This window comes from Rhizobium leguminosarum bv. viciae (genome assembly GCF_012276115.1).
GTDB classification, from domain to species: Bacteria; Pseudomonadota; Alphaproteobacteria; order Rhizobiales; family Rhizobiaceae; genus Rhizobium; species Rhizobium leguminosarum_T.
Window position 1 is genome coordinate 159,577 of record NZ_WIEU01000001.1, and the last position, 23,748, is coordinate 183,324.

At 61.1% G+C, this 23,748-nt stretch carries 18 protein-coding genes; 11 read left to right on the forward strand and 7 right to left on the reverse strand.

Annotation, left to right across the window (positions count from 1 at the left end):
• The first annotated feature begins 146 nt into the window (after positions 1–146).
• The 7 genes from GFM02_RS00795 (at position 147) to GFM02_RS00825 (ending at position 5,320) form a co-directional block, all read left to right on the forward strand.
• The gene (locus tag GFM02_RS00795) at positions 147–611 is read left to right on the forward strand and encodes a hypothetical protein (protein ID WP_168320785.1); all 465 of its coding nucleotides are present in this window, start codon (positions 147–149) and stop codon (positions 609–611) included.
• Between the two features lie 78 nt (positions 612–689).
• Positions 690–971, forward strand: a complete 282-nt coding sequence (locus GFM02_RS00800; RefSeq protein WP_168320462.1) for a hypothetical protein — start codon at positions 690–692, stop codon at positions 969–971.
• A gap of 123 nt (positions 972–1,094) precedes the next feature.
• The gene (locus GFM02_RS00805) at positions 1,095–1,706 is read left to right on the forward strand and encodes a helix-turn-helix domain-containing protein (RefSeq protein ID WP_168320463.1); all 612 of its coding nucleotides are present in this window, start codon (positions 1,095–1,097) and stop codon (positions 1,704–1,706) included.
• Positions 1,706–2,344: an RES family NAD+ phosphorylase gene (locus GFM02_RS00810; protein WP_168320464.1), complete on the forward strand. Its 639-nt coding sequence runs from the start codon at positions 1,706–1,708 to the stop codon at positions 2,342–2,344. The genes GFM02_RS00805 and GFM02_RS00810 overlap by 1 nt, the downstream gene beginning before the upstream one ends.
• Before the next feature lie 155 nt (positions 2,345–2,499).
• Positions 2,500–3,525, forward strand: a complete 1,026-nt coding sequence (locus GFM02_RS00815; RefSeq protein ID WP_168320465.1) for an ABC transporter substrate-binding protein — start codon at positions 2,500–2,502, stop codon at positions 3,523–3,525.
• The gene (locus GFM02_RS00820) at positions 3,522–4,562 is read left to right on the forward strand and encodes an iron chelate uptake ABC transporter family permease subunit (RefSeq protein WP_168320466.1); all 1,041 of its coding nucleotides are present in this window, start codon (positions 3,522–3,524) and stop codon (positions 4,560–4,562) included. Before GFM02_RS00815 ends, GFM02_RS00820 begins: the two co-directional genes overlap by 4 nt.
• Entirely contained in the window at positions 4,559–5,320 is a 762-nt protein-coding gene (locus tag GFM02_RS00825) for an ABC transporter ATP-binding protein (protein ID WP_168320467.1), read from the forward strand. Before GFM02_RS00820 ends, GFM02_RS00825 begins: the two co-directional genes overlap by 4 nt.
• Before the next feature lie 9 nt (positions 5,321–5,329).
• Here the strand turns inward: GFM02_RS00825 and GFM02_RS00830 are convergent, their stop codons facing one another.
• The gene (locus tag GFM02_RS00830) at positions 5,330–5,797 is read right to left on the reverse strand and encodes an Lrp/AsnC family transcriptional regulator (RefSeq protein WP_168320468.1); all 468 of its coding nucleotides are present in this window, start codon (positions 5,795–5,797) and stop codon (positions 5,330–5,332) included.
• 154 nt (positions 5,798–5,951) lie between these two features.
• Between GFM02_RS00830 and GFM02_RS00835 the strand changes: the two genes are divergently transcribed.
• Positions 5,952–7,127: an aromatic amino acid transaminase gene (locus GFM02_RS00835; RefSeq protein WP_168320469.1), complete on the forward strand. Its 1,176-nt coding sequence runs from the start codon at positions 5,952–5,954 to the stop codon at positions 7,125–7,127.
• A complete protein-coding gene (locus GFM02_RS00840; RefSeq protein WP_168320470.1) occupies positions 7,124–8,752 on the forward strand; it encodes a thiamine pyrophosphate-dependent enzyme in 1,629 nt (542 codons plus the stop codon). The genes GFM02_RS00835 and GFM02_RS00840 overlap by 4 nt, the downstream gene beginning before the upstream one ends.
• A 15-nt stretch (positions 8,753–8,767) precedes the next feature.
• Here GFM02_RS00840 and glgB read toward each other — a convergent pair whose 3' ends face one another.
• Genes glgB through GFM02_RS00855 form a run of 3 tightly spaced genes read right to left on the reverse strand, consistent with a single transcriptional unit; the run spans position 8,768 to position 17,481 of the window.
• On the reverse strand, positions 8,768–10,978 hold the full coding sequence (gene glgB / locus GFM02_RS00845) for a 1,4-alpha-glucan branching protein GlgB (protein ID WP_168320471.1): 2,211 nt from the start codon (positions 10,976–10,978) through the stop codon (positions 8,768–8,770).
• Positions 10,975–14,256, reverse strand: a complete 3,282-nt coding sequence (gene treS / locus GFM02_RS00850) for a maltose alpha-D-glucosyltransferase (RefSeq protein ID WP_168320472.1) — start codon at positions 14,254–14,256, stop codon at positions 10,975–10,977. The genes glgB and treS overlap by 4 nt, the downstream gene beginning before the upstream one ends.
• Positions 14,257–17,481 (reverse strand): alpha-1,4-glucan--maltose-1-phosphate maltosyltransferase, encoded by a 3,225-nt coding sequence (locus tag GFM02_RS00855; RefSeq protein WP_168320473.1) that lies wholly within the window; start codon positions 17,479–17,481, stop codon positions 14,257–14,259.
• 332 nt (positions 17,482–17,813) lie between these two features.
• On the opposite strand from GFM02_RS00855, the gene GFM02_RS00860 reads away from it, so the two are divergent.
• Together GFM02_RS00860 and GFM02_RS00865 are read left to right on the forward strand one after the other, a co-directional pair.
• Positions 17,814–18,719 (forward strand): MBL fold metallo-hydrolase, encoded by a 906-nt coding sequence (locus GFM02_RS00860; RefSeq protein ID WP_168320474.1) that lies wholly within the window; start codon positions 17,814–17,816, stop codon positions 18,717–18,719.
• Positions 18,716–19,483 (forward strand): phosphotransferase enzyme family protein, encoded by a 768-nt coding sequence (locus GFM02_RS00865; protein WP_168320475.1) that lies wholly within the window; start codon positions 18,716–18,718, stop codon positions 19,481–19,483. The genes GFM02_RS00860 and GFM02_RS00865 overlap by 4 nt, the downstream gene beginning before the upstream one ends.
• Before the next feature lie 58 nt (positions 19,484–19,541).
• Here the strand turns inward: GFM02_RS00865 and corA are convergent, their stop codons facing one another.
• The 3 genes from corA to GFM02_RS00880 form a co-directional block, all read right to left on the reverse strand.
• Complete coding sequence (gene corA / locus GFM02_RS00870; RefSeq protein WP_168320476.1) at positions 19,542–20,585, reverse strand: magnesium/cobalt transporter CorA; 1,044 nt, start codon at positions 20,583–20,585, stop codon at positions 19,542–19,544.
• Between the two features lie 279 nt (positions 20,586–20,864).
• A complete protein-coding gene (locus tag GFM02_RS00875; RefSeq protein ID WP_168320477.1) occupies positions 20,865–22,316 on the reverse strand; it encodes an NCS1 family nucleobase:cation symporter-1 in 1,452 nt (483 codons plus the stop codon).
• Positions 22,317–22,453: 137 nt separating this feature from the next.
• Entirely contained in the window at positions 22,454–23,542 is a 1,089-nt protein-coding gene (locus GFM02_RS00880; RefSeq protein WP_246792035.1) for an alpha/beta hydrolase, read from the reverse strand.
• Positions 23,543–23,748 lie beyond the last annotated feature (206 nt).

The following is a 23,748-nucleotide window of genomic DNA, read 5'->3' on the forward strand; positions in this document are numbered from 1 at the left end:
CGCGTCCATCCTAACATGATTCACCGCCCAAAATGAGCCTGATAGTTGCAGATATCCGAAATGCTCGCCGGAAACCGTCTCGGCGGAATTTGCGGCTTTTCGTGCGCGGGAACACTTTGCTGCCGACTGTCGTTTCCGTCCTGACAATGGAGAGCGACATGTCGAACGTCTCAAGGACAGGCAAGGAAGAGATCAACAACGCGACCAGCCGGACCACTTTCGGAAAGTCGGTCGAGAGCCAGGCGCAAATCGAGGACGCGGCTGCGCAAGCGTCGCCCGACGCTGGCGGCGAGATGCTCAACATCTACCGGTTGGAGCCAATCGCCGCACCCGACGATCCGCGATGGGACAATTCCCCCGGACATGGCACCGTCGTCGTCGCCGCCAGAACGCCCGGTGACGCCAGGATCGTCGCAGCGGCGGGCGAACTCGACTTCATGGAAGTGGATGCGGCTCCCGCCGAGGATGTGACGACGGTCAATGCCAGCGCCTTTCGGGACGACAAGCTCTACACCGTCATCGAGATCGATCGGAACAGGCGCGATGTCCCGCGCGGGATCGTCGACGGTGTGGTCACCATCGACACGATCCGACCGGTTCAAACGGACTGACGTAGCAATATCCCCGGCGCGATCGGCGAGGCGCCGGAGCGTCACAATCGCAGATCCTCTCGTTTCCTCGGAGCTCTCATGAATACGGCCAACCTCCAGCTCAAGGGCCTGATCATGGCCATGGCGGCGATATGTGATGCGATCGTCGAGAAGGAACTGCTTACCAGCGAGGAACTCAATGCCGCGCTGTCGAAAGCCACGAAGGCAATCGAGGAGGACGACGACCATGAACTGTCGGATGCCAACCACGCCGCGATCCTGTTCCCCATCCGCGTGCTGCAGCTTGCCGAAGAGGCAGGCAGGAGAGGCGAACGGTTGACGTTTTCGGACTATGCCAAGCTCGTGGGAAGGCTGAGCTGAACATATTCGAAGGCTTACCCTGATGCTGTCGACATCGGGGCGAGTTCGCTTCGGGCACCTGCCCTTGGTTGACTTCATACCATCATAACTATACAAATACCTTGTCAACCGAGGAGCCGCTCAATGGCCCGCTACGCATCCGGTCCCGTCACAGTGCAGGAAGAGCCGAATTCCATCAGGACCGCGTTTCTGCGACGTGCGACATCGGCGCTGGAGCGCATTTCGGCGAATGTGCCGGCAAAGGACCTGGCCGATGCGCTTTCAGCCCCGACCGACGCCGGATCGTTGGCGCAGCTTCTCAGCCGCTCGGATATGGTGGGCTCGGCGATAAACGATCTCGATCCGCTGGTTCCAGCACTGGCTCGCAACGTCGAGCATCGGCAAAATCTCGTCGAACGGGCCGGCGGGACGATGTCAGCCGAAGACGCCGGACGGATCCTAGGCATCAGCAGACAAGCCGTCGACAAGAGGCGGCGGGCTGGCACGCTGCTTGCCGTACGCGAGGGCAGCGACTGGCGCTATCCGCTCTGCCAGCTGGATCAAGGTGAGGTGATCGGGGGGATTTCCGACGTAGTGCGTGGTTTTGCCGCCGCCGGTCCCTGGATCGCATTGGATTTTCTGCTCGCTGCCGATACGGCTCTCGGTGGTCGGACAGCCCTGCAGGCGCTCCGCGACGGCGATCGTGAAGCAGTCCGGCGTCTGATCCGGATTGAAACCTCCGACGGCTTTGCCTGATGCCGGCAAATGCAGGCAGAGGGCCGTCGGGAGGTGCACCGCCCCCGACCCCTTGGCTCGCCCATTCGCCATTGCCGATCGACCTCATTTTGGCCGGGCAGGTTCTCCATAGGGTCCATCGGACGCGTCTCGATCCCATCTTCTTTGGACCCGGCCCCGGGATTGCCGCCACCAATCATTTCGACAGCGCCAGCGGACGTTTCGGAATTCTCTATGTCGGGATGAGCCGCAGGGGAGCGCTTGCGGAAACGATCCTGCGCAATCCCCAGCGGTTGATGGTGTCGATGACCGAAATCACCACCCGCGCCATTAGTGAACTCAGCTGTATCAGACCGCTGAGGATCGTGCGCATGCACGGAACCGGCCTGCAGGCCCTCGGCACCGATAATGCCATTTCCACCGGCCCTTACGAACCATGCGGCCTTTGGACCGACGCGCTTTGGGACCATGCCGACCAGCCGGACGGTCTCGCCTACCAGTCGCGCCACGATTCGAGCGAGATCTGCCTTGCCCTTTTCGAACGTAACGACATGGCGTTCAACAGAAAGGGCACGCTTCCGCTCTCCGGCATCCTCAAGGAGATCGCCGCGATCCTCGAAGTCTACGGCAAGTCGCTGTCGCCGGTCGGCCCTGTTTAGACGGCGAACGCGGCTACAGTTCAATGGGCGATGGCACGCTGCCCCGCAACAATGCACTGTCAATTTTGCGATAAGTTGATTTGTTTGGTCTTGTTTTCTGCCTGTTTCTGAGGCTATACGGCGGCCGGATATACTCACGCACCGGGAATTTCTTCGTGACCAGCCTCAAATCGCTTCTGGCCGCCTGCGGCCTCTCCGCCATCATCGGCCTTGCCGCAAATCCGTCTTTGGCCGGTTCGACGACCTACCCGCTGATCCTGGAAAACTGCGGCGCCCAGGTGACTTTCCGGAAGGCGCCCGAACGGGCGATCGGCCTCGGCCAAAACAGCGCTGAAATCCTGCTGCTGCTCGGCCTCGAGGACAAGATGGCCGGCACGGCCTTCTGGCCGAGCAAGGTCCTGCCGCAGCTCGCAGAAGCCAATGCCAAGGTCAAGCTTCTGACCGTCGAGATGCCGACCTTCGAATCGATCCTCGCCGAAAATCCCGATTTCGTGGCGGTGGCTCTGCCGAGCCTGGTCGGGCCGAACAGCAAGGTCGCCAAGCGCGAGGATTTCGACAAGGTGGGCGTCGCGACCTATCTCTCGCCCAGCACCTGCCTCAGCACCAAGGACGTCAAGGACCAGTACGGCAGCCGCGCCGAGCTGTGGAACATGGATCTTCTCTACAAGGAGATCGACGAACTCTCGCAGATCTTCAACGTCGCCGATCGCGGTCAGGCGCTGATCGCCGACTTCAAGGCGCGCGAAGCCAAGCTTCGCGGGAGCGTTTCGAAGGACGGCAAGAACCTTTCCTACGTCTTCTGGTTCTCCAGCCCCAGCCCGTCGGCCGACGCCTATCTCGGCGGCAAGAACAGCGCGTCCGGCTTTATCGCCGACCTGCTCGGCGGACACAATGCGATATCAGCGGAAGCGGAATGGCCGACGCTCGGCTGGGAAGGCATCATCGCCTCCAATCCCGACGTCATCGTCGTCGCCAGTCTCGACCGTAACCGCTGGGAGCTCGACAAGCCGGAGGCCAAGATCAACTTCCTGAACACCGATCCGGCCGTCAGCCAGATCCCTGCCGTCAAGAACAAGGCGATCGTGATCATGGACGGCCAGGCCATGAACCCGACCGTCCGCACGGTCCACGGCGCTGAGCAGGTGGCTGGCCAGATGAAGGCTCTCGGTCTGTTGAAGTGACGGACGCGGGCCGTATCTTCCGGCAGCTGGGAGCCGTCCTCGCACTGCTCCTCGCCTCTTTCTGCCTCATCGCTATCGCCGTTGGCGTCAGCGTCGGGATCGGCGACCTGCCGATCCCGCTTGCAACCACGTTTTCGGCCGTCACCAACCGGCTGGGATGGACCGCGGTCGAGCTGAACCGCATCCATGAGACCGTCATCTGGGATTATCGGCTCAGCCGAGCGCTCGTTGCCGCCTTCTGCGGTGCGGGCCTTGCGCTGTCGGGCGCGATCATGCAGTCGCTGCTGCGCAATCCGCTTGCTGAGCCCTATGTTCTCGGCATCTCCGCTGGCGCTTCTTCCGGCGCCGTCGCGATCGTCATCCTAGGGATCGGCTCGGGCGCGGTATCGCTATCGGCCGGCGCCTTTGCCGGCGCCTTCGCAGCCTTCTTCTTCGTGGCGCTGCTCTCGAACGGTACGCGCGGCGGAGCGGATCGCACCATCCTTGCCGGTGTCGCCGCATCGCAGCTTTTCAACGCCACGACGTCCTATATCGTCACCACCTCGGCCAATGCGCAGCAGGCCCGCGACGTCATGTTCTGGCTGCTCGGCAGCTTCGGCGGCGTGCGCTGGCCGGAATTCGCGCTGGTCTCGGTCGTCGTCGGGTTCGGCCTCGCCGCCTGTCTGTTCTACGCCCGCGTTCTCGACGCCTTCGCTTTCGGCGACGAAGCGGCATCCTCGCTCGGCGTCAATGTCGGGCGCGCCCGCATGGCACTTTTTGCGCTGACCGCGATGATGACGGCTACGATCGTCAGCATGGTGGGCTCGATCGGCTTCGTCGGCCTCGTCGTGCCGCATGTCGCCCGCTTCGTCGTCGGGCCGCTCCACATTCGTCTCCTGCCGGCCTGCGCCATCGCGGGGGCGATCTTCATGGTGTTCGCCGACATCGCCGCACGTGCCCTCATTCCCGGCCAGATCCTGCCGATCGGCGTCGTCACCGCCTTGGTCGGCGTTCCCTTCTTCTCGATTATCCTCTACCGGTTCCAGCGCGCGTCATGAGCATCAAGGCCGACAACCTCACCTGGAAAATTGGCAGGAAGACGATCCTGGAGGGTGTCTCCCTGGAGGCGCGGCCTGGCGGGATGCTCGGCCTGCTCGGGCCGAACGGCTCGGGCAAAACCTCGTTGCTGCGGCTTCTCGCTGGCCTGAAACGGCCGCATTCCGGCCGCGTCACGCTCGACCGCAGCGATATCGGCACGATCAGCCGCCGCTCGATCGCCCGGCGGATCGCCTTCGTCGAGCAGCACGCCACGACGAATGCCAACCTGAAGGTGGTCGACGTCGTCAAGCTCGGAAGGTTTCCGCACCGGTCGATGTTCTCGGGCTGGACGAGGGCCGACGAAGAGGCGGTGGAAGAGGCGCTGGCGCGCGCCGGCATGGCAGAGAAGCGCGACGATCGCTGGCAGAGCCTGTCGGGCGGCGAAAAGCAGCGCACCCATATCGCCAGGGCGCTTGCCCAGTCGCCTCAGGAACTGATCCTAGACGAGCCGACAAACCATCTCGATATCCAGCACCAGATCGGCCTGATGCGGCTCGTCTCCGGCCTGCCGATCACCAGCATCGTCGCCCTGCACGATCTCAACCATGCCGCTATGTTCTGCGATGAGCTGATCATCCTGCAGCAGGGTAGGATCGTCGCCTCCGGCCCGCCGCAGGACGTGTTGAGCGAAGATCTTCTGCGCGACGTCTTCTCCGTCGAAGCCCGCATCGAAGCCTCACCCTATCACTCGCGCCCGCATATCCATTATCTCAGGTGAGAGCGGCTCTCACTTCACGATCTGCAACGGCAAAGCGGTCGTCTTTTTCAGTGTCTTGAGGACGATGCTTGACTTCACCGATGCCAGATTGTCAGTGACCCGGATCATTCTTTCGAGAAATTGGCTGAGATGTTCGAGGTCGCGCGTCATGACTTTCATCAGAAAGTCGGCGTCACCGGTCTGCGAATAGCATTCCAGGATCTCCGGCGCGGTCTCGATGAAACGATGAAGCTGCTCGTTTCCACCTTCCGTATGCGCTCTGAGGCTGACGAGCGTATGAGCGACGACAGTGAAACCCAGCTTCACGGGATTGAGGATGGCGACGACACTCTGGATATATTGCTCGTTACGCAGCCTTTCCAAACGGCGTGCGCACTGGGTCGCGGAGAGATTGACCTTCAGAGAGAGTTCGCTCTGCGTCTGCTCACTGTTTTGCTGGAGAGCGGCAAGCAATTTGATATCGAACGGGTCAAGCATGGTTCACTCTCCTCATGCGGTGAATTTCTGCACATTATAGCCATATCGCGCTGATTGTCTGCATAGATGCGCCGTTACAGGGAGATAATCGCAGAAATTCGTCGCGAAAGTTCAGCTAGTCTGCGAGCCAGAATTACGGAAACGAGGTGGACTTGTGTTTGACGAACTGAACAGTCGGCCAGCCGACAGCCTGCTTGCACTCATCAAGGCCTTCCAGGCCGACGATCGCCCCGGGAAAATCGACCTGGGGGTTGGGGTTTATCGTGACTCCATGGGACGCACGCCGGTGATGCGTGCTGTAAAGGCAGCGGAGCAGCTTCTCCTGGAGACCCAGGACAGCAAGAAATATCTTGGCCCGGAAGGTGACCTGCAATTCGTGCGCCTCCTGCAGCCCATCATCTTCGGAAAATCGCCGACGTTTGCTCAACGCCTTGTCGGTATTCAGACACCCGGTGGAAGCGGCGCCCTGCGTCTCGGCGCTGAGCTCATCCAAGCGGCAAATCCGTCAGCAAAGGTTCTGCTCGGGACGCCAAGCTGGCCAAATCATGCGCCGATCCTCAGCTCAGCGCGCTTGCCGGTAAAGGAGTACGCTTTCGTTGACCTGATGTCGCAGCAGGTGAAATTCGAAAGCGTGGTCGCCGCCTTGTCTTCCGCTCGGGAAGGCGACGTCGTGCTGCTTCACGGTTGCTGCCACAACCCGACCGGCATCGATTTCACCATGGAACAGTGGCGACAGATTACCGAGATTCTTGTTGCGCATCGGCTGGTACCGTTCATCGATCTCGCCTATCAAGGCCTCGGCGACGACCTCGAACAGGACGCCGCGCCAACGCGCTTGATCCTCGAGGCGGTCGATGAGGCGCTGATCGCCTATTCCTGCGACAAGAATTTCGGTCTTTATCGCGAGCGTGTCGGCGCGCTCTATGTCATGGCCCGCAATGGGGATGCCCTCAGTAAGGCCGAAAGTAACATGGCGGCACTTGCTCGAGTGAACTGGTCCATGCCGCCCGATCATGGAGCCGCGGTCGTCAGGACCATTCTCGAAAGCGAAGAGATATCAGCCATGTGGCGCGCTGAGCTCGAGGAGATGTGCGAGCGTGTCAACAGCAATCGTGCGGCGCTCGCCGCCGCCGCGCCGGATCTCGCCTTCATCAGCCGTCAACGCGGCCTGTTCTCCAATCTTTCCATGTCTAGGGAAACGGCCGCGGCCCTGCGCGCCAAACACGGCATCTACATGGCCGACTCCGGACGTCTGAACCTTGCAGGCATGCAGCCGGCCGATGCCGGCGTCATCGTCGCGGCGCTCCGGGCCGAAGGCTGCCTGAAATGAGCGGGAAAGAAACGACCGGTCAGGCGATGACCCGTTCACTCGTCGCTCATGGGATCGACACCGTATTCGGCATCCCGGGCGCCCACATGTATGATTTTAACGATGCCCTCTACGGTGCCGGTGACAAAATTCGGTTCATTCACACCAGGCACGAGCAGGGCGCCGGTTACATGGCCTATGGCTATGCCAAGTCCACCGGCCAGATCGGCGCCTATACCGTCGTTCCGGGCCCAGGCGTCCTCAATTCCGGCGCAGCTCTCTGCACCGCTTACGGCGCCAATACCCCGGTGCTGTGCATCACCGGCAACATCATGTCCCATTTGATCGGTCAAGGCAGAGGACAGTTGCACGAACTGCCGGATCAGCTCGCGACGATGCGCGGAATTACGAAAACGGCGGAGCGGATCAATCACCAATCCGAAACCGGTCCTGTCACGGCCGGGGTCGTCGCCAAAATGCTCTCCGGCCGCCAGGGTCCAGGAGCGGTCGAAGCGCCATGGGACGTGTTCGGGCAATTCGGCCCAGAAACCGATCTGCCGGTCGGCACGAGAGCACCTCATCCGGCCGTCAACCCTGATCAGGTCGCTGCCGCGGCGGCACTGATATCAGGTGCCAGCAACCCGATGATCATGGTTGGTGGCGGCGCGGTGGATGCTGGAGCGGAAATCGCTGCTCTTGCGGAATTGCTGCAGTCGCCCGTCACGTCCCATCGCTCCGGCAAGGGCATCGTCGCCGACGATCACCCCAACTACCTGAATTTCGTCGCGGCCTATGAATATTGGCGCAAGACGGACGTCCTGATCGGGATCGGCAGCCGGCTGGAATTGCAGTTCATGCGATGGAAGTGGCTGCCCAGGGGGCTCAAGGTAGTCCGCATCGATATCGATCCGACCGAAATGGTCCGGCTCAAGCCTGATGTCGGCATCGTTTCGGATGCCAAGGCCGGAACACAGGCCCTCGTTGATGCGCTTGCCGGGCTGGGCCGTGAAGATCGCACACGCGAATTTGCGGAACGCAACGAAGAGGCCAAGTCTCGCTTCTCGGCAGTGCAGCCGCAGTTCGCCTATCTCGATGCCATTCGCCAAGCCCTGCCAAGGGACGGCTTCTTCGTCGAGGAAATCTGCCAGATGGGCTTTACCGCCCGATTTGCATTCCCGGTCTATGCCCCTCGTCAGTACGTCACATGCGGTTATCAGGACAATCTGGGTTTCGGCTTCAACACGGCCTTGGGCGTGAAAGTCGCCAATCCCGACAAGGCCGTTATTTCTGTTTCCGGCGATGGTGGCTTCATGTTCGGGGTTCAGGAACTTGCTACCGCCGTCCAGCATAAGATCAATGTCATCGCCATCGTCTTCAACAATTCGGCCTATGGCAATGTACTGCGTGACCAGAAGCAGGCGTATGAAGGCCGTTATCTTGGCTCGGAGCTCACCAATCCCGACTTTGTCGCGCTTGGCGAGAGCTTCGGCATTCGAGCATTCAAGGTGACGAGCCCTGGCGAATTGAAAGATGCGATCGACAAAGCCCTATCTCTCGACGAACCTGTTCTCATCGAGGTTCCCATCGAGAAGGGATCCGAGGCGAGCCCTTGGCCTTTCATTCATCCGGCTCCGCACACCGAATGAAAAGGCTCTAAAGCCTTATGGCGACGGCCCTTGCAGAAAGATCGTCGACAGCGGCGGCAGCGTCAGCGACAGGGAGACGGACCTGCCGTGGGCGGGCACGGGTTCAGTCGACACCGCGCCGTTGACCAGGCCCGAGCCGCCATATTCCCGCGCATCCGTCGTCATCCGCTCGATCCATACACCGTCGCTGGGCACACCGATCCTGTAACCGTAACGCGGCACCGGCGTGAAGTTCGACATGACCAGCACCGACGAAGCGCGATCGGGCGCATAACGGAGCATTCCGAGGACGGAATTGACGGCGTCGTCGGCTGCCGCCCATTCGAAACCCTCGGGATGAAAGTCGCCGAACTGCAATGCCGGCTCGTCCCCGTAAAGGCCGTTCAGATCCTTCACCAGCCGCTGGATCCCCACATGCTGAGGCCGGTCCAGCACATCCCAGGTCACCGACCCGTCATGGTTCCATTCGCCAGGCTGGGCGACTTCGCTCCCCATGAACAAGAGCTTCTTGCCGGGATGGCCCCACATGAACGCGAGATAGCTGCGCAGATTGGCGAATTTCTGCCATTCGTCGCCCGGCATTTTCGTCAGCAGCGAGCCCTTTCCGTAGACGACCTCGTCATGTGAAATCGGCAGAATGAAGCGCTCGGAATAGGCATAGATCATGCCGAAGGTCATCGTGCCGTGGTGATAACTCCGGTACACCGGATCCTTCTCGATGTAGCTCAGGCTGTCATGCATCCAGCCCATGTTCCATTTGATGTCGAAGCCCAGCCCCCCTTGCTCCGGTGGCTTTGTTACGCCTGGCCAGGCAGTGGATTCTTCGGCGATCGTCATCGCGTGCGGGCAGCGCTCATGAATGATGCTGTTCAGGTGCTTGAAGAATTCGACCGCTTCCAGATTCTCGCGACCGCCATATTGGTTGGGAATCCATTCGCCCTCATTGCGGCTGTAGTCGCGGTAGAGCATCGAGGCAACGGCATCGACCCGCAAACCGTCGATATGGTAGCGCTCCAGCCATTCCAGCGCGCTGGCGATCAGGAACCCTTTCACCTCGTTGCGGCCAAGATTGTAGATCAGCGTGTTCCAGTCGCGGTGAAAGCCTTCGCGCGGATCTTCGTGCTCGTAGAGCGCGCTGCCGTCGAAGCGGGCAAGCCCCCAGACGTCGGTGGGAAAGTGGGCCGGCACCCAGTCGAGAATGACGCCGAGCCCGGCGCCATGGCACCGGTCGACGAAATAGGCGAAATCCTCAGGCGTCCCATATCGGCCGGTGGGCGCAAACAGGCCGAGCGGCTGATAGCCCCAGGAGCCGCCGAACGGATGCTCCATGATCGGCAGCAGTTCGATATGGGTAAAGCCCATGTCGCTGACATAGGGAACCAGCCGCTGGCTGAGTTCGACCCAGTCGAGCGACCTGTTGCCGTCCTTTTGATCGCGAAGCCAGGAGCCGGCGTGCACCTCATAGACGGAGAACGCGCCCTCCAGCCTGTCTTGCCGGGACCGGCCCTTCGTCCAGCCGTCATCGGTCCATCGAAACGGCGTCGACGATGCGACGATGGAGGCGGTGGACGGAGCGGCCTCGCTCGCCCTCGCCACCGGATCGGCCTTCTGCGGCAGGCAGGTCCCCTCAGCATCGACGATCTCAAACTTGTATCTTTCGCCGGGTGCCAGCCGCGGGATAAACAGCTCCCAGACGCCCGCCGACTGTCTCAGCCGCATCGGATTTCGCCGCCCATCCCAGGCGTTGAAGTCGCCGACAACCGAGACGCGGCGCGCATTCGGGGCCCAGACGGCGAAACGAACGCCTGATATATCGTCGATCGACATCGCCATTGCGCCGAGCGTCCGGCTGAGACTGTAGTGGGTGCCCTCCGATATCAGATGGAGGTCGAGCTCTCCGAGCAGCAGGCCGAAACTGTAGGGGTCCTCGGTGATCTGAATTGCATCCGGCCATGTGATCCGCAGCCGGTATCCTGTCCTCGAGGCGGCGGCCGCTGCAAACAGGCCGGACGGGTGGGCGATGCTGAACGGCGCCACCACCCGACCGCTCGTCGCCTCGATGAGATCGACCGCTTCCGCGCCAGGCAGATATACCCGCACGATCGTCATGCCGCCGCTTTCGTGGGGGCCGAGGATCGAAAAGGGATCGCCATGGCGCCCCTCGATCAAGGCCCATAGCGCATCCTGTCCGATGCCCGCCAGGAGTTCCGAGCGCTCAACATTCATGCCTTGACCCCCGCCAGACGCGATACGATTTCGGTAAAGCCGGATAGCGGGATCGGCAGCCATTTCGGCCTGTTGCGGGCTTCATAGGCGATCTCGTAGGCGGCCTTTTCGAGAAGAAAGGCATCGAGAACCCTCCGTCTTTGATCGGGTGGGATGTCAAGCTCCTTCGATACGGAGACGGCTCGCGAATAGGCATCGAGAAAGGCCTCCTCGGCATGGCGCCCGAAGCGGGCGATCGCCTCGCGCCGGACTTCGTTCTCATGTTCGATGACCGCGTCGTTATCGAGCTGGGCGGTGGCCACGAGGTAGCTCAGCGATCTCAAAAGCCCGGCGACATCGCGCAGCGGATTCGTCTTGGCGCGGCGCTCGGTCAGATTTTTCGCAGGCTCGCCTTCGAAGTCGATGATGACGGCATCGCCCTCGCTGACGAGGATCTGGCCAAGATGGAAATCGCCATGCGTGCGCGTCATCAGCGTATGGCGGGCGCTTTCCGCCAGCGTCGCGGCGAGCTCGACGAGTTCGGAGCGGCGCTCGAGAAGCGGTGCCGCAAGCAGGTCGATTATGGGATCGGCATTCTGCTCGTGTTCGTCAAGCTTCGACATGGCATAGGCAACCTCGCCGGCAACGGCCTTCTTCATCGCTTCGACCTCGCTGTCGCCGGCAACAACAGGGCTGAAGGCCTCGTCCCCGGTCTCCCCGGCAAGCACGACATGCAGTTCGCCGAGCCGGAGCCCGACCATCGCGACAAAGCTGATCAATGGCTGGAAGACGTCGTCGCCGGGTTGGACGGCCGGGTCGTTCAGCACCAATTCGTCTGCCCCGCGGCGCAGATTGTTCAACATCCAGTTCCAGGCGTCGCCCTGGTTACGGATCGCGCCCTGGACGATGATCAAGGTCGAACGGCGTCCGCCGGAATCGGTATGCGCGACCTCGCCGAGCAAGGGTGCGGTGTGCTCATAGCCGGCGCGGGTGAGAAAGCGGGTCATCTCGACCTCCGGGTGTATACCCGGGAAGATGTGCCTGATCAGCTTAATCATCGCGAGGTCGCCGACGATCAGCGAGCTATTGGACTGCTCGGCCGAGAGCCAGTGGACTGGGAGATCGTCGGTGACGGCGAGGCGGTCGAGCCGCTCCGTACCCAGAAATTCGAGGGTGCCGGTACGGCCGGTGATGCGCGAGCGGTCGGCAAGCCCACGCAGGATGCCGCGCGCCATCGCTTCCACAGCAAATCCGTCCGTCAGGAAGCCGACGCGCCGGCCCTGGCGAATCCGTCCGAGCGCCAGCTGCTGGGTCAGCACGGACGGTTGCGCATCGTCCCAGGCGACCGTCAGCGGCAGCTGGTAGGATTCGCTGTGGTTCGGCAGCACGGCTTCCAATTCGCCGAGAACGATGCCATCGGCAAACGGGATCGGCGTTGCGGAGATCAGGCGTGCTGTCTGAAGCGCCTGATCCTTCGCGCCGAACCACCGCCGCTTCGCGAGATAGGCAGGCAGGATTTCGGTGCTGAGGACGCGCGCATGCGCGGGTTCATCGACAAGATCGAGCAGGCCGCGACGGATGACCATGGTCACCAGATCGGGAAGCTGTTCGGGGGGGGCCGTGCGCCATGCCGGCGGGTCGGCATCGGCCGCCAGCTGGAACCAGAAGAAGCCGTAAGGCGGCAATGTCAGGAGATAGGTTAACTGGCCGATCGGCGGAAAGGGCGACATGCCGGTCAATTCGATCGGCACGCGGCCCTCGAAATTCGAAAGGTCGAGTTCGACGGCCTGGGGCAGCCGCGAGAGGTTTGCGACACACATCAGCGTCTCGCCGTCATATTCCCGGAGATAAGCGAGGATCTTGCGGTTCTCCGGCGAGAGGAACCGCAGCGAGCCACGCCCGAAAGCCGGATGCCTGCCGCGCAGCGCCAGCATCTTGCGCGTCCAGTTGAGCAGCGAATGGGCATCCGTGCTCTGCGCCTCGACGTTGACGGCCTCGAAACCGTAGAGCGGGTCGGCAATCGGCGGCAGGACGAGGCGCGCCGGGTCGGTCCTGGAGAAGCCGCCATTGCGGTCCGGAGACCATTGCATCGGCGTCCTCACCCCGTCCCGGTCGCCGAGATAGATATTGTCGCCCATGCCGATCTCGTCGCCATAATAGATCACCGGCGTTCCCGGCATCGAGAGAAGAAGCGCGTTCATCAGCTCGATCCGCCGGCGGTCGCGCTCCATCAACGGCGCTAAGCGCCGCCTTATGCCGAGATTGATGCGGGCACGTTTGTCGGACGCATAGGTCTCCCAGAGATAATCCCGCTCGGCGTCGGTCACCATTTCGAGCGTCAGCTCGTCGTGGTTGCGAAGGAAGATCGCCCATTGGCAGTTATCGGGAATTTCCGGCGTCTGGCGCAGGATATCGGTGATCGGAAACCGATCCTCCTTGGCGATGGCCATATACATGCGCGGCATCAGCGGGAAGTGGAAGGCCATGTGGCATTCGTCACCCTCTCCGAAATATTCGCGTGTGTCCTCCGGCCATTGATTGGCCTCGGCAAGCAGCATCACGCCGGGATGGGTGGCATCGAGCGCGGCACGTATGCGTTTGAGGATCGCGTGGGTTTCCGGCAGGTTTTCGTTGATCGTCCCCTCGCGTTCGACGAGGTAGGGGATCGCGTCGAGACGAAAACCGTCGATGCCGGTTTCCAGCCAGAAGCGCATCACCCTCAGCAATTCCTCCATGACAAGGGGGCTATCGAAATTGAGGTCGGGCTGATGGGAATAGAAGCGGTGCCAGTAATAGGCGCCGGCGACCGCGTCCCATGTCCAGTTGGATTTTTCCGTATCGATGAAAATGATCCGCGTTTCCGGAAATTTCTGATCGGTATCGGACCAGACGTAGAAGTCGCGCTCTGGCGATCCCGCCGGCGCCTGGCGCGCGCGCTGGAACCAGGGATGCTGATCGGAGGTGTGATTGATGACGAGTTCGATGATGACGCGGATATTGCGCTGGTGGGCGGCGTCGACGAAAGCCCGGAAGTCCTCCACCGTTCCGTAATCGGAGCTGACACTGCCATAGTCGGCGATGTCGTAGCCATCGTCTCGGCGCGGAGAGGGAAAGAAAGGTAAAAGCCAAATGGCATTGACGCCTAGGGCTGCGATGTGATCGAGCTTCTGGTGCAGGCCGGCAAAGTCGCCGACCCCGTCGCCATTGGCGTCGTAGAACGACTTGATGTGCAGCTGGTAGATGATCGCATCCTTGTACCAGAGCGGCTGCGGCACGCTATCTGCATTCATCGTGTCCATTCATGCCTCCCTTGAGCGAATACGCCAGATCGCATAGGGCAGGACCTCAGGATTCAGACTGATGCTCTGCCATTTGCCGGTCCACTTGAAACGATGCCGGCCGATCAGATCTTCAGCATCCAGCGTGCCGCCGTCCCCGAGCGACCAGTGCCAGAGCGGCAGCTCGACGTCGCTCTGCTGGAAATTGTGGGGGTCGAGGCTGATGGCGATGAGCAGGACATTGTCGCGGGCACGGCTCGCCTTCTCGAAGAACAGGATATTGTCATTTCGCGCATTCAGCAGCGTCAGCCCGAGATGCGAATGCAGCGCGGTGTTTTCGTTCCGGATGCGATTGAGCGTCCTGATTTCGGCGATGATATTACCCGGCCGGTCGTAGTCCCAGGCGCGGATTTCGTATTTCTCGCTGTCGGCATATTCTTTGCGCTTGGCATCGGGGCGCCCCTCGCAAAGTTCGAAACCGTTATAAACGCCCCACAATCCCGACAGGGTGGCGGCAAGTGCTGCGCGGATCAGGAAGGCCGGGCGCGGCGCGTTCTGCAGGAAATCCGGATTGATATCATGGGTGTTGACGAAGAAATGCGGGCGGAAGAATTCCTTCGGCGCCGTCTCCGTCAGCTCCCGCATATATTGCTCGAGCTCCCACTTGGCATTGCGCCAGGTGAAGTAGGTGTAGGACTGGGAGAAGCCGATCTTTGCCAGCCGGTACATGACCTTCGGCTTGGTGAAGGCTTCCGACAGGAAGACGACATCGGGATGACGGGCCCTGATATCGCCGATCAGCCATTCCCAGAACGGAAAGGGCTTTGTGTGCGGGTTGTCGACGCGAAACAGCTTGACGCCCTGGTCCACCCAAAGCTGGACGACATCCCTGACCTCCACCCATAATGAAGGCAGCGCGTCTTTCGTGTAGAAATCGACGTTGACGATGTCCTCGTATTTCTTCGGCGGGTTTTCGGCATATTTGATCGTGCCGTCGGGACGCCAGTCGAACCACCCGGGATGCTCCTTCAGCCAGGGGTGATCCGGCGACGCCTGGATCGCGAGGTCGAGAGCAATCTCCAGGCCGTGCCGCCCCGCCTCCTCCACCAGCCGGCGGAAATCCTCGAACTCGCCGAGTTCGGGATGGATGGCATCATGGCCGCCCTCCTCGGAGCCGATGGCATAGGGACTTCCGGGGTCGCCCGGCCCCGCTTTCAGGCTGTTGTTGCGGCCCTTCCGGTTGGTCGAGCCGATCGGATGAATCGGCGGGAAATAGAGCACGTCGAAGCCCATGTCACGGATGGCGGACAATCTCGGGATGACGTCGTCAAAGGTGCCGTGCCGGTCCGGATCGCCGCTCTGCGAGCGCGGAAAGATCTGGTACCAGCTGGCAAAGGCAGCCTCCTTGCGTTCGGCATCGACGGCGCTTGCCGTCGAGCGAAGCCGAAACGGCCGCCTGTCCGCCTTGTTCATCAATTCCGATGTTCGGGCGTCGAGCAGGATCGACGTGCGCTCGGCATCCGAGGCGCTTTCGAGACTGCTGACGAGGGCCTTCAATTCGGCGCCGAGCGCGGCACCTGCATGCGTCTCAGCCGAGCGAACCAGGTTCAACCCCTCCTGGAGTTCGAGCTTCAGGTCCAGCCTGGCATCGTTCTTCTTCGTCAGTTCGTAGCGAAAGATCGCAAACGGGTTCTTCCATGCCTCGACGGCAAATTCATAACGTCCGGTGCGTTCCAGCAGGAATTCGGCACGCCAGCGGTCGTTTTCGACCAGTTGCATCTCCGTCTCGTTCCAGTCCGCCGCATCGAGCGGCCGCCAGAGCAGGACCGCGGCGATCGGGTCGTGGCCATCGGCGAATATATCCGCCTCGACGGTGAGGATGTCGCCGACCACCCGCTTGACGGGAAAACGCCCGTCATCGACCCGCGGCATGATGTTTTCAGTGGCGAGCCGCGGCGATGCCGTCGCCTGCTCGACGTCGAGGATCGGCTGGGATGTGATCGGCGCCGGCGCCTTGCATTCGACCACCAGGGTCTCCCCTGCCCGCAACCGCAGAGCCGTACCATCGGCTGCGACCGGAAGAAAACCGGAAGCCGCTTCGCGCAGTGCGGTCACTGGAGCCGGCGCACTTTTCCGAAGGTCCCTGTTGAGCAGGATGAACCGCACATTTTCGGCGCTGCGAAGGTCTTCCGCCGCCGATTGCAGCAGCGCTGAGACCGGTCCGTTGGCATTGCGGATGAGCCGAAGCGATGATGCAGCCACATGGCGAGCCTTGCGGATCTCCGTGTTTGCAAGGCGAATTTCGGAGGAGATATCGAACGCGAGATCATGGCGCAGCCCCCGCAAGCCCGTTCCATTCCCATGGGTCGGATCGAGCGGCGTGGCGGCGCCATATTCGAAGCCCATCGGAACCATCAGGCCGCCGCCCAGCGAGGCGGCAAGGCGCAGCGCCCTTATGGCCCGCCGTTCGAGGATTTCGCGACTCTCGGTTCCGTGCGCGACCCGCCTGGCGAATGGCGGCTCGGGAAAAGCGATCTGCCAGCCAAGCTGCTTCTGGACGCGGTGTTCTTCGATGAACCATCTCTCGTCAAAATCCCACCAGGCCATCGATGAGAAACATCCATCGAAGCCTGTATTCTTGACCGCCTCCCTCACCCCGAAATCAGTGCCGGGCGTCCAGGCGAGGAATTGCGCGTCCGCCTTCTCGCGCACCGCGGAAATCAGCGATTTGAAAGCCGCCGGCGCAATGCGATCGATCCCGAGCGCACGATAGCCAGAGAGGCCTAGACCGGCCAATTGTCGAAGCCGTTCGGTCCATTCTTCCAACAGCCGGGATTGAGACTCCGCCTCCATCGCAGTCATCGGTTCCACCGGATCCAATGGTGAGCGTCTCGGGTCGACAGGGCGAAAGCCTGCCTTGGTATCCCGGGCCTTGCCGTCGAGCATCAGATCCATCATCAGAGCGACGCCGCTCTTGCGGGCGGCCTCCGCCAGGCGTGCCACCCCATCCTCGACTGCGCTTCCGAGCGACAATTGAGGATCGAGACGATTCAGATCCTGGAAGGCAAAGATACTGCGCGCGCCGCCCCGATCGAAGAGCGGTGCCGTCAGCACACGATCGAAACCGGTATCCGCAGCATGGTCGAAAACCTCGCGCCACGCGTCGATACCCTGAAGAAGGAGTGGATTGACATAATAAATCCGGGGTGGGGTGCTCAACACACCCTGGTTTGGAGAGAATGACATCGGCCGCCGCTCGAGTTTGGTTTGAAGGCAAACTTCCGTTGGCCGCGGTTGTTCCACCGAAAGTTTCAATTCAGGTTGCGCCAGACATCGCCGACCGTACCGGCGCGGGACCGATGGAACGCGCTCGATACGCGCGTCAAAAGCCTTGAACCGCGCAGACGGACCTTGAAGGTTCGCGACATAATTGAATAGTCTTGCGCTTTCTCGGACGATGACCCATTTGGCGATGGAGGCCCCGTCGCCGCCCCGCACCGTTCTGAAAGATCAGGCGCCCGAACGAGACTTGATGTATCCGAATGAAATCACTGCGATTGCGATAAAGGCGAGCAGACGTGAACCCATCGGTGGAATTGTGTTCATATCCCGAACTCGATGATCGAATCGTAATCGTCAGGGCGGGGGACGAGGTTGATGCCGTGTTTGTCCGGACCGAAAGGTTCAATGTCCTGATCGATACGCTCGGCACGCCCGAACTCTGCATGGCGGCGCTGGACCTGCTCGAGGGACAGACGAACTCCCGTCCGCTGATCGTCATCAATTCGCACATGGATTGGGATCATTTCTGGGGGAATGCCGCCATTGCCGGGCGCGCTCCGATTATCGCGCATGCAGCCGCGCTCGACCGTTTACGCGACCCTTCCGCACGGGAAGTCCTGAGGGACAAGGCGAGCCAGGAGTCGAGGTTTCAAAACGTCAACCTCATCGGTCCCGATATCACCTTCTCCGGCTCGATGACCCTCAACGGCGGCGATCTAACCCTGGAACTCATTCATACGCCGGGGCACACGCCCGATCATATCGCCGTATGGATTCCCGAACTTCGCATTTGCCTGGCCGTTGACGCGGTGGAATATCCCATCCCCGAAGTCTGGAGCAAAAGTGCAGGCGACCTGCGCCTGATCCGCTCCTCGCTCGAGCGGATACGTGACCTCAATGCAAGACTGGTCATCCCGGCGCATGGCCGGACGCACTTTCCTTCGGCGGTGGATGGCAACCTCGCCTATTTCCAAGCCCTGGCCGATCGCGTCGGCAGTTTGAGCAAGAGCCAGCTGGCCGATCCGCAACTCGGCAGCTCAAGCGGTCTGCGGCTTGAAGACTTCGTCCCCATCCCCGACGGAATGGCCTCCGACACGGTGGCATTCTATCGGCAGTGCCATGAGACAAACCTTGGCGCCACGGTTCAGGCCCATATCGAAAAACTGAATTCGCATAAGGAACGTCTGGAGGCCGGAACGTGAAACTGTTGGAGGGCGGACGAACCGGGCAGATCTGGCAGGACGGCGATACCGTCGTACGGCCTTCCGGCGCATGGACGCCGACAGTGCACCGGTTTTTGCGCCATCTCAGGAACAGAGGCTTTCCGGGAGCGCCGGATCCCATTGAAATAACAGGAGCCCAGGAAGTCGTCGGTTATGTCACCGGGCGCGTCTGCGAAGACCTGGGCGACCAATTTGTCGGATCGGAACGCATGCTGCTTTCCGCAGCCAGGCTTCTGCGCGATTTTCATTCCGCATCTCAAGGGTTTCTCGAAACGGATCGCCAGATCCAGACATGGATGCTGCCGCCGCGGGAACCGTGCGAGATCGTATGCCACGGCGATTATGCGCCCTACAATGTCGTGACGGCAGACCATGACGCTGTCGGGATCATCGATTTCGACACCGCCCATCCCGCGCCGCGCCTGTGGGATCTGGCCTATTCGGTTTACCGCTGGGCGCCGCTCTCCGATCCTGCCAATCATGTGACCTTCGACCTCGACGATCAGCTACGCCGGGCGGAAATCTTTTGCACGGCATATGGCGCGACGATGGAAGACCGGCTCCAGCTCCCCGAGATGATCTGCCAGCGGCTGCAGGCGCTCGTCGATTTCATGCTGGCAAGTGCGGCCGCCGGAGATGAGACATTCGTGGAGGACGTGGTTGCCGGAGACGCCCGACTGTATTTGAGCGATATGGACTATGTTCGAAGCCATGGGGATCGGCTGCTCAAAGCCCTGTGCTGACGCGCCTTCGGCAAGCTGAATGTCCGCCTACCGGATACCCCGCCCCTACATCACATATTTAGAGCCACTTCTTCCGACGGAAGAAAGTGAAGAGGAACAGGCACAAGAACGCGATGACACCGAGCACGAAGAAATAGCCATACCGGAATTTCAATTCCGGCATCTCGTTGAAGTTCATCCCGTAGATACCGGCGATCGCGGTGGGAACGGCGAGGATTGCCGCCCAGGCGGCGAGCTTGCGTGCGATTGCCGTCTGCTCCGTCTGGCCGATCATCACGCTGGCTTCGAAAGCGAAGGCAAGGACCTCGCGCAACGCATCGATATCTTCCTGAACCCGGCGCACGTGATCGGTCACGTCGCGAAACAGCGATTGGAGGGTCGGATCCATGCCGGGAAGATCGATGTGCTCGTACCGCCGACAGACGTCGACGAGCGGCACCACGGCGTTTCGCAGCCGCAGCAGCTTGCGCCGCAACAGGTAAAGCCGCTCGATGTCGGACTTTTCCAGCTGTTCGCGCAGCACCAGATCCTCGAGCTTCTCGACCTCCTCCTGCACGACTTCGATGACAGGCATGTAGTTGTCGACGATGAAATCGAGGATCGAATAGAGAATATAATTCTCGCCGTGGGCAAGTGCTGCCGGCGTGGCCTCGCATCGCTGCCGCACCGCCAGATAGGAGGACGAGTCCCCGTGGCGGACGGAAACGACATAACCGCGACCGACGAACAAGTGCGTTTCGCCGAAGACGATTTCGTCATCCTTCATATGGGCGGTCCGGGCGACGATGAACATCGCGTCCCCATAAATTTCCAGCTTCGGGCGCTGGTGAGGCTGTGCTGCATCCTCGATCGCCAGGGCATGGAGATTGAACTCGGCCTGAACCTGGTGCAGCAGCACTTCATCCGGCTCATGCAGACCGATCCAGACGATGGCATTCTCCCGGCTTCGCCATTCGCCGGCCTCTTCTATCCTGATGTCGCGAATGCGTTGCCCCTGCTGATAAACGGCGGCGGCCACGACGCCGGGCCGTTCATAGGGAGGCGATGTGGAGCCCCCGTCTGCCAGCGCGGAAATACCGTTCAGATCCTTCAGCCGTTCCAAATCCAGCTATCCTCTCCATGGCCGCACGGGATCATATATCCGCGGGGCCAATCCCTTCGCCGGTCAGGCGCTCAGCCGAGCATAATGCTATTTCGTAAAACATGCATCACTGCGTCGGTGCCGGGTTTGACCAGCCGCCTTCATCTGGCCAGGCGCCGGGCAGCGTCATGTGTCGTGGAAATATCGTCCATCCGGTTGCCGCTCGCCGCTGAAACGGGCGCCGACAGGAAACCCCGAGATAAAAAGGCGCCCGGCGATTGCCGTGCGCCTTTCATTCGGTCAGGATGCGAAGGCCGGATTGTGCCGCGCGCCCATTCTCAACACGAAATAGATCGCTCCGCCGATGGCGACGCCGAAGAACCAGCCGTAAGTGCCCCACCAGTCCGGCAGGATCGTGGTGAAGGTCGGCAGGATCGAGGAAAACAGCGCCCCCACCGCAAATGCGATGAAGGCATTGCCGTGCCATCCGTTCTGGAAGCGGAACTCGCCATTCTCATGGTAGAGCGCTTCGACGTTCAGCTGGCTCTTCCTTATGAGATAGTAGTCCACCATCATGATGCCGAAGATCGGCCCCATCGTCGATCCGATGAAATTAACGAAATGCGCAGCACCCGTCTCCCACGGGGCAAACGGGTAAAGCACGAGAGCGATCAGGGCGGCGATATATCCGCCGCGTTTGAAGTTGATCTGCCGCGGGAAGACATTGGCGAAGTCGAAGGCCGGCGACACGAAGTTTGCCACGACGTTGATGCCGAGCGTTGCGATCGCGAATGTCAGCGCCGCAAGCAGCGCCAGGAACCAGCTGTCGAATTTCGCCGATATCTGTTCCGGATGCAGCAGCACCTCTCCGTAGACGGTGAAGGCGGCGGTGGTCGTCACACCTGCGACGAGGCAGAACGCCAGGAGATTAATCGGCAGTCCCCAGAGGTTGCCTTTCCTCAGCGCCTTTTCATTCGTTGCGTAGCGCGAGAAATCGCAGAAATTCAGGTAGAGCGCTGCGAAATAGGTGATCCAGGTGGCGGCTACGGCAGCAAGGGCTGCGATCGAACCGGGCTCGCCCGGCACGCCTGCATCCTTGGTCTTTTCGATCAGCACGTCGCGCGGGATTTCGGACCCGAAGGAGAAGGTGCCTGACTTGACGACCAGATAGACCGCGAGCACCAGCATCATGATCCAGACGGCGGGTCCGGCCCAATCCTGGAATTTGCGAACCGTTTCCATCCCGCGCTGAATGATCAGCAGCTGCAGCGCCCAGACGACAACGTAGCAGATAAGCTCGAGGGTCGAGTGGCCGAGCATGTGACTGTTTTGATGAAAGGCAAGCAGGCTGTCATTGCGGATCAGCAAAGCGACGATCGCGCCGGATGCGGCAGCGGTCTGCGCCCCGTACCAGAAGCAGGCAACCACCGCCCGGACCAGTGCTGGAACATTCGCCCCGAACGTGCCGAAGGAGGCGCGCGCCAGAACAGGAAAGGGGACGCCGGTGCGCACGCCCGCATTGCCGACCAGGCTCATCAGGCAGAAGATGACTAGAGATCCGATGCCGATGGCGATGACGAAATTGACGAAGCTGCCGCACAACAGGAACAGGCTCGCCGCCAGATAATAGCCCCACAGGCTGTGGACGTCTGATGTCCAGACGTTAAAGATGCTGAATGCACCCCATTTGCGCTCCTCGGCAGGTGCGAGATCCTCGTTGTACAACGAGGGAGATGGATTTTTTATGCTCATGAATGCCCTCCCATATCCTCGAGGTCAATTTGACCACAGGTGGAAGTCTGCTCTCCATTTGTGCATGTGACAATTTAATAGTCACATTATGCACATCTCTTGGTGATGCCTGAGGATTAGCCACCACCGCCCTGACCTCAGTTTGGTCGTTGCGAGCCGACGACACGTCCCGCCAGGCGAAACGGACTTGCGACTGCGGCGCCGGCGGCATCGAAGACATAGGCGCCAACATCTCCGGCGGTCGAACGCCTTCCGTTTTCGAAGGAGGCAAGTTGCGCTCCGAACTTGGCGAGCGATGCGTAGCGGTCATGCCCCAGCCCGTCGGATGCCTGGATCGACGTGATGTCGATGACCCGAAGCCTTTCCTTCAAGGCAGCCTCCCTGATGACGGGATCGTCGATATCCAGGCGTCCGACACGCGCCCGCTCTCCCGCTATGAAGCTCGAGGCCACCAGCGCCCGGTCGTCCTTCGAAACGAGAAGAGAAATCGGGATTGGCATCCGCCCGATATCCTTCAGCTGGGACCGGAAAACATCGACATCAATGTCAGGGGCGGCCAAGATCACCGCCAGTTTGCCGATGACGTCGTCGCGATGCTGTAGTTTGAGCTGGCGCACCGTTTCCATCACCAGGAATCCGCCCATGCTATGTCCGAAAAGGATGATGCGTTTCACCTTTCCGGAAGCCGAGAGCGCGGCGACAAGCGAGTCGAGGTCGCTGCGCGAGGAGAGAGCCGCATCGCGGTCGGCGACATAACCGGCGACGGCAGCGGCCGAAGGCCACGAAAACAGAACCGGAGAACCCGGAATGTTGGCGTCCGCGGCAATCTGCGCGGTGCGAAACAGCGCCTCCTGGTAACTGTAGTTGTAGCCATGCACGAAGATGCCGATGGTGCCGTCGGACTGAATGGAGCCGACCGCTGCCTGCACGAAGGCGTCCTTTGCAAGCTGCTTGCGCCCGACGACGGCAAATTGCCGTTCGGTATCCGGCCTCGCGGTCGGATAGGTGATCGCGGTGTCCTTTCGGTCGGGAGGGACCGAAAACCCATACTGCTCATAGGTGAGATTATCGGCCCATGCGCTGCCGAACCCGCCCCGTATGCTATCGGGGCTTCTGTTGGTCGCTACGAGCACCTTCACGCTGACCGGGGTCTTTTCGGCATGAGTCGTCAGATGAACTGGCTTCAATACATCCGGCGATGGTCTCGTCGCACAGCCTGCGAGCATCGCCAGGCCGATCGCGGCAATGATGGCCGGCCCGGTCTTCAGGAGCTCTCGGTGATCTGCCTTCGAGGGCTCCGGAGAATATCGTTCCGTCATCGATAAATTTCCCCTGGGATCAAGGCTCTCGGGCGCCAATCTCGTCATGCGCCATGTCGTTCTCGTTCCCGCGTGGGATGGCATCGCCTGCGCCACCCCACACATTTTATCGC

Excerpts from the sequence above, each read along its gene's own strand:
- GFM02_RS00825 (WP_168320467.1), top strand. The coding sequence starts at position 4,559 with ATGAGCATCAAGGCCGACAACCTCACCTGGAAAATTGGCAGGAAGACG.
- GFM02_RS00855 (WP_168320473.1), bottom strand. The coding sequence starts at position 17,481 with ATGTCATTCTCTCCAAACCAGGGTGTGTTGAGCACCCCACCCCGGATT.
- GFM02_RS00840 (WP_168320470.1), top strand. The coding sequence starts at position 7,124 with ATGAGCGGGAAAGAAACGACCGGTCAGGCGATGACCCGTTCACTCGTC.
- GFM02_RS00875 (WP_168320477.1), bottom strand. The coding sequence starts at position 22,316 with ATGAGCATAAAAAATCCATCTCCCTCGTTGTACAACGAGGATCTCGCA.
- GFM02_RS00795 (WP_168320785.1), top strand. The coding sequence starts at position 147 with ATGGAGAGCGACATGTCGAACGTCTCAAGGACAGGCAAGGAAGAGATC.
- GFM02_RS00805 (WP_168320463.1), top strand. The coding sequence starts at position 1,095 with ATGGCCCGCTACGCATCCGGTCCCGTCACAGTGCAGGAAGAGCCGAAT.
- GFM02_RS00800 (WP_168320462.1), top strand. The coding sequence starts at position 690 with ATGAATACGGCCAACCTCCAGCTCAAGGGCCTGATCATGGCCATGGCG.
- treS (WP_168320472.1), bottom strand. The coding sequence starts at position 14,256 with ATGGACACGATGAATGCAGATAGCGTGCCGCAGCCGCTCTGGTACAAG.
- GFM02_RS00810 (WP_168320464.1), top strand. The coding sequence starts at position 1,706 with ATGCCGGCAAATGCAGGCAGAGGGCCGTCGGGAGGTGCACCGCCCCCG.
- glgB (WP_168320471.1), bottom strand. The coding sequence starts at position 10,978 with ATGAATGTTGAGCGCTCGGAACTCCTGGCGGGCATCGGACAGGATGCG.
- GFM02_RS00830 (WP_168320468.1), bottom strand. The coding sequence starts at position 5,797 with ATGCTTGACCCGTTCGATATCAAATTGCTTGCCGCTCTCCAGCAAAAC.
- GFM02_RS00880 (WP_246792035.1), bottom strand. The coding sequence starts at position 23,542 with ATGCTCGCAGGCTGTGCGACGAGACCATCGCCGGATGTATTGAAGCCA.